The organism is Enterococcus sp. HMSC076E04, assembly GCF_001814285.1.
Classification (GTDB): domain Bacteria; phylum Bacillota; class Bacilli; order Lactobacillales; family Enterococcaceae; genus Enterococcus_B; species Enterococcus_B lactis.
Genome location: NZ_KV815559.1, coordinates 1 through 11720, shown reverse-complemented (window position 1 = coordinate 11720; position 11720 = coordinate 1). Strand labels below are relative to the sequence as shown.

Sequence of the window (11720 nt, the reverse complement as noted above, 5' to 3'; positions counted from 1 at the left end):
ACTCAGGTCAAAACGCTGATTTCACAACCTCTTTGTGCGTTTCATAAGTAAATGATTATTTTACTTTATAGTCACGAGTTTTTTCAATGGATCTGTCCCGAATTTTTTTTCTTGATAAAGCAGGATTTCCGCACACGCACGACTATCTTCCAATGCATCATGATGATGATCTAATTGGATGTTCAAATTTTCGCACACAGTGTTCAATCGATGATTTGGAAATTCAGGAAACAAGCGACGACTGCTTTTCACTGTACATAAAGAAAGATAATTAGGCTGTTCGAGATGGTAATAATCTAAACAACCTGCTAAGACCTTTGTATCAAAAGCAGCATTATGTGCAACGACTAAACGATTTTTTTGAAAATATGGCTGGATAGTTTGCCAGACTTCTGGAAATTTCGGTGCATTGCGTACGTCTTCTTGATGGATTCCGTGAATTTGGACATTTCGCCAGAAAAAAGGAGTTTCAGGCTGTATCAATGTATAGAATTCATCGACGATTTGGCTGTTTTTTACCATGACTAACGCAAGAGAACAAGCGCTATAAGGCTGATGATTGGCAGTTTCAAAATCCATGGCAACAAAATTCATTTCTGTAAAACCTCCTTGGGAAATTACTGTAACATACTTTTGAAAAAAACAAATAGTTTTAACAAAAAACATAGGATTTTTTATGTAGTTTTTGTAGAGAAAAGCTATTTTTTGAACTCATTCCTTGCGACTCGGAGTTAGACGAGAGGATCATGACTTCTCGGTATCAGCCAGAAAACGGCAAATATGAGGAACTATTTTGCCGTTTTCTTTCTCTAATACTCAGGTCAGGACATTGATTTCACAACCTCTTGATAAACGGTGTTCTCCTGCCAACTCCTCGGTCACAAGTCACAATATCCATAAAACATGAGAAGCTGTTTTTTGAAATTGCTCCTTGTGCCTCAGTGTGAAACGGCAGGCTCACAACCTCATGGTAAACGGTGTTCAATCAGCTGACCTTCGGTATTAGCTCAACAAACGGCAAAATATGAGGAACTATTTTGCCGTTTTCTTTCTCTAATACTCAGGTCAAACGCTGATTTCACAACCTCTTGGTAAACGGTGTTCAAAAGCCAGTTTCTCGGTATTAAGCCAAATTTATGCAAAAATGTGGAAAGCCATTTTCACAAAATTTTTCTTCATACTCGAAACTAAACAGCTTTTTCACAACCTCTTTATTTCAAATCTAATTCTACTGGACAATGGTCACTGCCCATAATGTCCGTATGGATCTTTGCATCAGCCAGTCTTGGCGCTAAATCTTTGCTCGTCAAAAAGTAATCGATCCGCCAACCAGCATTGTTTTTTCTTGAATTGAATCGGTAATTCCACCAAGAGTAAACACCTTCTTGAGTTGGATAAAAATAACGAAATGTATCGATAAACCCGTTATCCAACAGTCGAGAAAGAGCCGCTCTTTCTTCTGGAGTGAATCCAGCATTTTTTTGATTCGTTTTCCAGTTTTTCAAATCGATCGTTTGATGCGCGACGTTTAGATCCCCGCAAACGATGACTGGTTTTTGTTTCTTTAGATTTTCCAAATAATTATAAAAGGCTTCTTCCCATTCTAATCGGTAATCTAAACGTTTCAATTCACTTTGAGAATTTGGCGTATAACAAGTTACAAGAAAGAAATCGGAATATTCCAAAGTGATCAGACGGCCTTCTGTGTCGTGGATATCGATACCCATTCCGTAAGTGGCATTCAATGCAGGTTCTTTAGCAAAAATGGCTGTACCAGAATAGCCTTTTCGTTCTGCATAATTCCAATATTGATAATAACCAGGAAGATCTAAATCGATCTGTCCTGCTTGGAGCTTTGTTTCCTGCAAACAGAAAAAATCGGCGTCTAACTCATGAAAAACTTCTAAAAAATTTTTATTTACGATGGCACGAAGCCCGTTCACGTTCCAAGAGATAAATTTCAATAAAAGCACACTCCTTCGAATTAAATTCCTTACCTTTGCGATACTATTGTACCTCATTTTAGTAAAAAATGGTGTAAGATGAAAGTAACTAAATGATCCAGGAGGAAAGTCGATGAAGATTGGTGTAATCGGTGTAGGGAATATTGCAGAAAAAGCATATTTACCAACTTATGCGAAAAAACAAGGAACAGTTGATTTTTATTTTGCAACACGAAATAAAGAAACAAAAGAAAGAATCCAAAAAGAATATGGGTTCCAACATCTATATGAAACGATCGATGAGCTCTTAGAAGAAAAAATCGAAGCATGCATGATCCACGCAGCAACAAAAGTACATTATGAGCTAGCAAAAAGATGTCTGGAAAATGGTATCCATGTTTATATTGACAAACCGTTGAGTGTCCATCTAAACGAAGTGCGTGAATTGCAAGAATTGGCTGATAAGAACCAAGTGATCTTGATGGTCGGTTTTAACCGACGCTTTGCTCCTATGGTAGAAGAATTGAAACGTATCCCAGAGAAGCGGCTGATCCAACTGCAAAAAAATCGAATAGCGGCAAAAGAGACGACAGAATTCGTCCTTTATGATTTATTTTTACATCTCATTGATACAGCGGTGTATTTATTGGATGAACCCATTTTGAGAACAAAATATCAGATAAGAGAAACAAAGGAATATTTGGAATATGCCATTTTACAATTAGAAACACAAAATCAAACGGCTATATTAACGATGGATTTGGCAAGTGGTGCTAATACAGAAAAATATCAAGTAACAAGTAAGAACGGTACTTATGAAGTAAGCGACCTGACCCAGCTTGTCATTCAAGATGCTGATGGAAAAAAGGTGAAAGAATTTGGCGACTGGACGAACACGCTAGTCAAACGCGGGTTTGAGCCAATGGTAGAGGCCTTCTTATCTCAGATTCGTTCAGGTAAACGGGAAGCAGAACTGCTTAAACAGCAAGAAGTTGTAAGAAGTCATGAATTATGCGAGGAAGTGCTTAAAGAGCACTACCGTCATCAACTTTGAACAAGACTGGCAAGATTGTATTAAGCGTGATAGAATAATGGGGACGTTTGAGAAAAGAAAGGAAAATCCTCAGTGAATAAAGAAGAAATAGTTGAAAGCTTAGCCACGATCACTTTATTGTTTGATGAACCATTGATGAACTATACGTTTACGAAAACAGGCGGACCAGCTGATGTCCTTGCATTCCCGAAAAAGCAAGAAGAAGTAAAGCAAATCATCGATTATTGCCGAATCCATGATATACCTTGGATGGTACTAGGAAACGCAAGCAATCTGATCGTTCAAGATGGCGGAATCCGCGGTTTAGTCATCATGCTGACTGAAATGAAACAGATTCATGTCAAAGGAACGATGGTCATTGCGGAAGCAGGTGCCTCACTGATTGATACGACTTATGCAGCTTTGGCCGAATCATTGACTGGATTTGAATTTGCTTGCGGCATCCCGGGAAGTGTCGGTGGAGCGGTTTATATGAATGCAGGTGCGTATGGCGGAGAGATCAAAGATGTTTTTGCTGAAGTGGATCTTTTGCTTGAAGATGGAACATTGAAAACTTTGACAAAAGAAGAAATGGTATTTTCTTATCGTCACAGTAAAGTCCAAGAACTACGTGCTATCGTATTGGAAGCTCGATTCAGTTTGCAAACAGGGGATTATGAAGCAATCAAAGCAAGAATGGATGAGTTGACAGAATTGCGTCAATCAAAACAGCCATTAGAATATCCTTCATGCGGCAGTGTCTTTAAGCGCCCAGTAGGACATTATACGGGTCAGCTGATCCAGCAAGCAGGATTGCAAGGTCTGAAATGGGGCGGTGCACAAATCTCTGAAAAACATGCTGGATTCATCGTCAATATCGATCATGCGACAGCGACAGATTACATTGAATTGATTGCGCACATCCAAGAAGTAATCAAAGAAAAATTTGATGTGTCTTTAGAAACAGAAGTGCGGATCATTGGAGAGAAACAAGCACTATCAGAAACAAGCAGAAGTTTAGCGAATTAATAAGTAATTGAATTGCACTTAAAATAAGTAAAAGAGCAGGACGGTGGACGCCCTGCTCTTTTTTGTGGTTGTTTACGCAAATGGTGCAAATCTTGTACATTTTAACACAATAAAACAAAAAATATAGAATATTTTCCCGTAAATTTTTCCATTTTTTGCAATATTCTCAAAAAAAAGATAAAAAATGAGAATAACTGATGAAAAAACAGGTGTAATCCATCATAAAATCAGTATAGGTGAAAAGATGAACTTTCATCTGCATATCAAGTGATTGGTATGAGGCATTTTTTTGAGGTGTAGGATATGAAGTTGGATTACCTTATCGAAGAGGAAGATAGAGAAAAACTGCTGTTAGCCAGATATTTAGAATTTGAGAAAAAGAATTACGTCGTGTTGTCTAAGTTATATGAAACATTAGGTTTATCTAAATTTAAAACAAGAAATTATATCATAGAATTAAATAAAGAATTTTCTGAATTCAAATCAAAGCCAGAGATCCAAATCTCAGAAGAAGGAGAGATTCATGTTGAACGGCTAAATTTGACGGATATCAAAAATTTAAGAAGAATCTACTTTCAACGATCAAAAATTGCTCGACTGTTAACGGAGATCGTGGATTCAAAAGTAACAATTGAAAAATTTGCAGAGAACCATTTTTTAAGCATATCAAGAGCTTATGTAAAAAGAAGAGAATTAGTCTCTTTTCTTGAACAGCATCAAATAAAGTTAAAGAAAAACATATTAGTTGGGGAAGAAATAAACATACGGAACGTATTATTTGGGGTATATTTTGGGGTCTTTAATGGTTTTTTTATGCCATTTAGAGAAAGCGTCATGAATGAAGCAAAAAGTATCGTGCAATATTTTGAATATCTGTTCAATTTAAAGTTGTCTGCCACAAAGCGAATCAAATTCAATTTGCTAACTACTGTTAGTTTGTTGAGGATTTATGGAAATCAACCAATAGGAAAACGTTTCTTTTCAGATGAATACTTTAGGAGCTCAGAAGGAATGAAGATTATTAAGGATTTATCGCATATTTCTTTTCTACATATCCCTAAAGAGCAGATTATTGATGAGATTTCTTATATCATGTTATTTTTGATTACGGAAGAAGAATTTGAATTAGATGGTGCGTTTGGACTTGCGGAAGCTCATTTCCATGATATCCATATGATTAGTCAAAAAATGTCAGTGGAATTGATTAATCAATTACCATTTTCAACTGAAGTTTCTGAAGAAGAAAGACTCCATATACGAAAAGAACTTCGTATGGGGATGATGCATGTCAATCGGAAAAATTGGATATTCGACTTTGAGATGACTAGTTTTACGTCTAAAAAGCAGTTGCAGTTTTTCTTCGAAACGTATCCAATATTCAGTACAGCGATCCAAAATGTCATACAAGATAATAAACGCTATTTCTTGGAAAAAGATGAACGTTTCATGATTCGCTTATTTTATGATTATCTTTTTTTATTGGTCGGTATTTGTCCAGTCTCTTATTTTGAATCACCAATCTATGTCTGTATTGATTTCTCTCAAGGATCTGCCTATACCGATTATATTATTTCTCAAGTGAAGGGATTTAAAAATTACAATATTGTGATTGAAAATCGAATCACTTCCCGTACGGATATTTATTTATCTGATTGTTTGCTTGAAAAATTCAACAAAGAGCAGATAATATGGAAAAATCCGCCGACTCCAGATGACTGGGAATATTTTGGGAATATCATTATCAGAGAAAAAAATAGACATTTAACTGAAAAAATCAGCTAATATTTATGGATGACAACTTTGTCTCACCTATTTATTAGCTGATTTATGTGTTTTTTCAAAGAAAAGATGACTAGATATCAAGAGATATGGCTTGACAAAATTAAAAAGTACATAAGTTATTATTCCGATTTTCTTGAAACAATAAAAAATCAAGAAAAATACTGTCCGAATTGACCATCTTTTTTTGATTTTATCTATATAATAAAATCATCTTATGAAAATTACTACTTCATGCCGAGGCAAGAGTAGGGAGGACTAAGAATAAATGTGTTCAAAAAGACAACCTAAAAAACTAAATAAACACGCTTGCCGTTTAGACAAAGAACGATCGTGTTCTGAAAACCGCTACGTCAAATTTGTGATGCGTACGATGCTAATCAGCTTATCTGTAGGTGTCTATATGAATGTACCCATTCAGGCAACGGCACAAACCATCAAGATCGTACGTACATCTGTCTCTGAGACGACTGATTCCCCTATTACTATTACCCATACTTTCACTGATGTAAGTGGAACACAGCTGCTTCCTTCTTTGAATTCCTATAATAAAGTCAGTTATCCTCCAACGATAAACCACTATTGGTTAATTCCTAACAAAACATTATGGACATCAGAAACTGGAAGCAGCGTGCCGCTTTCTGTTTTTTCCGGTATGACTGATCCAACAAAAGGTGATCAGCTAAAACAGATCATTGATAGTTTAAATCATGCTTTGACAGGTGTGAAGGACGGTGGAAGTGCACAAGTCTCTTATGTATATGGAAAAGATTATTCACAGTTCGAAGGAAAGGAAATCGACGTTCTGGCAGGGACAAAAATTTCGATATCGAATCTGGTAGAAAGCTTGAGGAATGCAGATGGAACACAAGGAGATATGTCCAAGGTAATTTCAAACAATGGGAATATCATAGACACGACAAATACAGGAGTATCTACTATTGACTTGTCTTATTTTGATCCAATTGCTTTAAAAACAATGACTGCATCTGCTGTGATTCATGTTCATGCTGATCAAACAGCTGTCAAAGGAAAAGATCTTCATCTAATAACAGGAGAGAATTACGACCCTAAAGCTCTTATCGAATATGTAACAAAAAGCGATGGAACTTCAGGGAATAAAGAAGAAATCAAAATGAGCGGGACAGTAGATCCTGCCACACCGGGAGAATATCCCGTCGTATTAACTTATGTAGACCCTCTTACATCAAAAGCGGTGGAAATAACAGCTGTCGTTTATGTAGAAGCACCTGCTGCTTCATCGACTGTCATCACTCATTTTATTGATCGTCAAACGAATAAAGAACTGCAAGCAGAAACACGCATAAGTAGTGTAGAACCTATTCCAGATTTACAACTCCCTGCTGAATTTTCTGATCGAGTACCAAATGTAGATTTGTCGACTTATGAACAAGACGGAAAAGTCACTTCTATTTCTGACTGGATGCAAGCAAACGGTTTAGACAGAAATAGTAACTGGTCGGTGATCCTTGAAGCCCTTCACTCAAAACTGATGAATAATAGGAAGCAATCAGGGGAGGAAATTACCTTCACTTATGTTTATGTACCGGATAATAGTTCATTAGAAGGTCACGTTGTTATTGCTCAGCCAAATGAAAAAATAAGTAAAGAAGAGTTGATCCAATCCGCAACAAACTCCTTAGGTAAACCCGTACCGTTAAAAGATGTAGCGGTTATAATCAACGGAGAACCATTGGAGGATGGTTATTTGACCAAACAAACAGGAGATTTTACGATTATGTATAGTTATCATGATCCGTATTCACTCCAAGAACTCCACGCTCAGTCGCTATTACATGTTTTACCATTAAATAAACAGATAAACCAAAAAGAACAAAAAAAACAAGAAGAAAGCTTGTCAGAAAAAAAACAACAAATGGCTCCTACAGTTTCTCCAACAGGGGAAGTAAAACAAACAAGAAGCCTAGAACCAGCAAGAATATCTATAAAAAGTTCAGAATCTAACAAAACGATAAGGCAAGAAGATCGTTTGATCCCACAAGTTTCTGAATCGGAAAATGAAATGTTAGAGTCTAACATAGAACAACAATTAGAAAAAGAAATTGTTGCTAAACAGCCGGAAGATCAAAATGAATCAGAGAACCACAAGGAAACGAAGAAAAAACGCTTGTCAACTATTGATTCCACCGATGAGCATCTGCAGCCGCAAGTACCACTTCCTAGTCCGGGAACACCCGCACCTGGTGGAGGTGTCCCTTCTTCTTCCGCTTTAGGAGATGTCATGCGGGGGATGGCAGGAACATGGGTATACGCTAATCGAAATGAATTTGACGCAGATGACTGGTTCTGATTCATTCCCCTATCTGTTATAGTCAAATAAGTAGCTGAGTTATCTGTTATTTGGCATAATGGATACGAGGAGGGATAGAAAAATGTTAGATAAAACGTTGCCTTACGCAGAAATCTGGATGACAAGACCACTTCAACTGCCTGTGCCAATGACACCTTTAGCGGAAGGTTTTGAATTTCGAACCTATCAAAAAGGGGACGAATCTGCTTGGTCAGAGATTGAAACTTCCGTTGGGGAATTTCAAACGACAGATGAAGCACTTGAGTATTTTCAAAAAAAATTTGCTCCTTATCCTGAAGAACTTGAAAGAAGGATGTTTTTTGTAGAGACAAAAAATGGAGAAAAAGTAGCAACCTGTACCGCTTGGCGAAAGAAATCAAGAGAGCGAGTGTATCCGGTTTTTCATTGGTTGGCAGTTAAACCAGTTTACCAAGGAAAAGGGCTCGCAAAAGCATTGACTGCTAAAGTCTTACAAGAATTTCCTACTCTCCATACGGATGGACCAATCTATCTTCACACCCAGACATGGAGCCATCAGGCGATTGCTCTTTATAAAAAAATGGGTTTTTCTTTTATTGCTGAAAATCTAGATGGCACACCTAATCCAGACTATGAAAAAGTTATGCAGGTTTTAAGTAAATTAGATAAATAAAAAAATGGTGAAATCAGCTCACAATATTAGAAGAAAAACGGAAAAGTAGTTCTTTCTATCTTACTGTTTTTGAATTCATCCTGTTGGCTAGCTGATGATACGCTATTTATTCGAAAAAGAAGAGGTCGTGACAAAAGTCTTGTCACTGCCTCTTCTCTTATTTCTTTAGTATGTTTATCGTTTGATTTTCTTGGGAATAAAATTCTTGATGAAAGTAAATTTTTGGTAATCATTTCGACTATAAAGGTAACCAAATATACTGAAAACGACTGCTCCAATAAAATTAACAATTAAATCCTTCATAGTATCCATGATTCCCACATCTAAATAACCATTTTGGATGATTATTTTATCTGTTTTACCGTCTGCATTCTGACTTTCAATGATTGTCCGAGTGATATCAGGAACATGATAGACAGTGTTTCCGTCTTTGCTTAACTCCACACTATTGATTTGCTGGACGATCGTATCTTTTTGCATATCGAATTGTAGCAATTTATCTGCTGAAAATTCAACAAACTCCCACATAACACCGACTGTCATCGAAAAACAAAAGGAAACGACTGCTAATAACAAAGGAGTCAAGTTCATCGTTTTTGTATTTTTATTGAGCAAATAAACAAGTGAAAAACCGACACCCCCAGCTAAAAATCCGCTGAATGCATGTAGAAAAGTATCCCACATTGAAAAATAGCCATAAAAATCGCTTAATTCTCCTAAAACCGTTGAACTGAAAATAAAAGATAACAATATGATTTCTAACATATTTGGAATCTGTATCTTTAATATCTTTTCCAGGAAATAAGGAATTTCAAATAAAATCAGTGTCAATAATAAAAGCATCGTATTTCCCCAATGTTGGTTCCAAATCTGATCCACTAGCATAATAACAACGATGATACGTAATAAAATATAGATTCCATTTGTGATTCTGCCAGCAGTTTTTGTACTGTTCGTAAAAAAGGTTTTCAAATGATTCATAAAATAACTCCTTCATGTATATCCTTAATTATACTAAGAAGCGTGCGATTACCAAAACTATATGTCTTAAAGAAAAACAGAGTTGATATTGTGAAAAAAATCACTTAATATAAGCATAAGGAGAAAAGGGGGATAAATATGAAAAAATTAGTTGTTGGTTTATTAACGGCGGTTTCGCTTCTTGCCATGAGTGCATGTGGCGCAGATCAGAAAAATACAGCACAGACAAGTTCTAGTACGAAGGAATCTGCCGAAGTGTCATCAGGTGCTTCTGAACAAGCATATACTGATCCAAAAGAAATGAAAGAATCTTATGATATCGTAATCGTGGGAGCTGGCGGTGCAGGGATGGCAGCCGCTATCGAAGCAAAAGATGCTGGCTTGAACCCAGTGATTTTCGAAAAGATGCCTGTTGCCGGAGGAAATACGTCTAAATCATCAAGCGGAATGAACGCTTCTGAAACCAAATTCCAAAAAGAAGAGGGAATCGAAGACTCAAATGAGGCATTCTATGAAGAAACGCTAAAAGGTGGCGGAGGAACAAATGATAAAGAAATGCTTCGTTACTTTGTCGATCACTCTGCTGATGCAATCGATTGGTTGGATCAAAATGGGATCAAACTAGATAATTTAACGATCACTGGAGGGATGAGTGAGAAGAGGACGCATCGTCCATCTGATGGCTCGGCTATCGGTGGATATTTAGTGGATGGATTATTGAACAGCGTCCATGAGCGAAAAATACCGATTTTTGTCAACACAGATGTGACAGACATTAAGAAAAATGGCGAAACAGTCAATGAAGTGACTGTACATGTCCAAGGAGAAGAACCAAAAGAGATCACCGGTAAAGCAATCGTCGTCACTACAGGCGGTTTTGGTGCGAGCAAAGAATTTATTGAAAGATATCGTCCCGATTTAGCTGATTATATTACGACAAATCAAGAAGGATCAACTGGAGATGGTATTACCATGATCGAAAAGTTAGGCGGACAAACCGTTGACATGGATAAAATACAAATTCATCCAACCGTGCAACAGGATGAGGGAATCTTGATCGGTGAAGTGGTTCGCGGAGAAGGAGCAATCTTGGTGAATCAAGAAGGCAAAAGATTTGTGAATGAAATGGATACAAGGGATAAAGTATCTGCAGCCATCACAGCGTTGCCTGAAAAATCAGCGTATTTGATTTTTGATCAAGGCGTGCGTGATCGTGCCACTGCTATTGAATTTTATGACCAAAAAGGATATGTCACAACTGGAAAAACAATGGAAGAATTAGCAGAAAAAATTGATTTGCCAAAAGAAACATTAGCAAAAACAATTGATGGATGGAATGCGGATGTTGCGGAGAAAAAAGATGCTCAATTCAATCGTGCCACAGCCATGGAACATGATCTATCGTCTCCAAATTATTATGCAATCAAAATCGCGCCAGGGATCCATTATACGATGGGTGGTGTGAAAATCAATACGAATACCGAAGTATTGGATAAAGAAAATCAGCCAATCAGCGGGTTGTATGCTGCCGGAGAAGTCACAGGTGGCTTACATGGAGACAATCGAATCGGTGGAAACTCAGTTGCAGAAATCATTATTTTTGGGCGACAAGCGGGCATACAAGCAGCTCGGTTTGCTTCTGAAAATGAATGAAATAGAACGTAAATAAACAGAGGTTGTGAAATCAGCGTTTTGACCTGAGTATTAGAGAAACAAACGAAAAAATAGTTCCACATATTTTGCCGTTTGTTGAGCGAATACCGAGGGTCAGCTGATTGAACACCGTTTAAGAAAGAGGTCGTGAGCCTGCCGTTCAGCTCCGAGTCACAAGGAGCAATTTCAAAAAACAGCTTCTCATGTTTGTTGAATATTGTGACTTGTGACCGAGGAGTTGGCAGTAGAACACCGTTTAGTGAAGAGGTTGTGAAAAAGCTGCACTGCATCAAGTAATAAGAACAGCCAAGTAAAAAC

The 11720-nt window shown here is 37.2% G+C and carries 9 protein-coding genes; 6 read left to right on the top strand and 3 right to left on the bottom strand.

Going from position 1 to position 11720, the window contains the following annotated elements; genetic code table 11:
- Window positions 1–60 precede the first annotated feature (60 nt).
- Both HMPREF2961_RS00645 and HMPREF2961_RS00640 read right to left on the bottom strand, forming a co-directional pair.
- Window positions 61–594, bottom strand: coding sequence for a 3'-5' exonuclease (locus HMPREF2961_RS00645; RefSeq protein ID WP_002291442.1), 534 nt, complete (start codon window positions 592–594; stop codon window positions 61–63).
- 617 nt (window positions 595–1211) lie between these two features.
- Complete coding sequence (locus HMPREF2961_RS00640; RefSeq protein WP_002308394.1) at window positions 1212–1964, bottom strand: exodeoxyribonuclease III; 753 nt, start codon at window positions 1962–1964, stop codon at window positions 1212–1214.
- 112 nt (window positions 1965–2076) lie between these two features.
- Between HMPREF2961_RS00640 and HMPREF2961_RS00635 the strand changes: the two genes are divergently transcribed.
- The 5 genes from HMPREF2961_RS00635 to HMPREF2961_RS00615 all read left to right on the top strand — a co-directional run bounded on the left by HMPREF2961_RS00635 (window position 2077) and on the right by HMPREF2961_RS00615 (window position 8768).
- Complete coding sequence (locus tag HMPREF2961_RS00635; protein WP_024636558.1) at window positions 2077–2997, top strand: Gfo/Idh/MocA family protein; 921 nt, start codon at window positions 2077–2079, stop codon at window positions 2995–2997.
- 72 nt (window positions 2998–3069) lie between these two features.
- Window positions 3070–4005, top strand: a complete 936-nt coding sequence (murB, locus tag HMPREF2961_RS00630) for a UDP-N-acetylmuramate dehydrogenase (RefSeq protein WP_070703712.1) — start codon at window positions 3070–3072, stop codon at window positions 4003–4005.
- A 303-nt stretch (window positions 4006–4308) separates the two neighbouring features.
- Entirely contained in the window at window positions 4309–5787 is a 1479-nt protein-coding gene (locus HMPREF2961_RS00625) for a helix-turn-helix domain-containing protein (protein WP_070703710.1), read from the top strand.
- A 265-nt stretch (window positions 5788–6052) separates the two neighbouring features.
- Window positions 6053–8116 carry a bacterial Ig-like domain-containing protein gene (locus tag HMPREF2961_RS00620; RefSeq protein WP_070703708.1) on the top strand — a complete coding sequence of 688 codons (2064 nt, stop codon included), beginning with the start codon at window positions 6053–6055 and terminating at the stop codon, window positions 8114–8116.
- Window positions 8117–8198: 82 nt separating this feature from the next.
- Window positions 8199–8768, top strand: coding sequence for a GNAT family N-acetyltransferase (locus HMPREF2961_RS00615; RefSeq protein ID WP_070703706.1), 570 nt, complete (start codon window positions 8199–8201; stop codon window positions 8766–8768).
- 174 nt (window positions 8769–8942) lie between these two features.
- On the opposite strand, the gene HMPREF2961_RS00610 is transcribed toward HMPREF2961_RS00615, so the two are convergent.
- Window positions 8943–9749, bottom strand: coding sequence for a DUF2238 domain-containing protein (locus HMPREF2961_RS00610; RefSeq protein ID WP_070703704.1), 807 nt, complete (start codon window positions 9747–9749; stop codon window positions 8943–8945).
- A gap of 138 nt (window positions 9750–9887) precedes the next feature.
- On the opposite strand from HMPREF2961_RS00610, the gene HMPREF2961_RS00605 reads away from it, so the two are divergent.
- The gene (locus HMPREF2961_RS00605) at window positions 9888–11402 is read left to right on the top strand and encodes a flavocytochrome c (protein WP_070703702.1); all 1515 of its coding nucleotides are present in this window, start codon (window positions 9888–9890) and stop codon (window positions 11400–11402) included.
- Window positions 11403–11720: the final 318 nt, after the last annotated feature.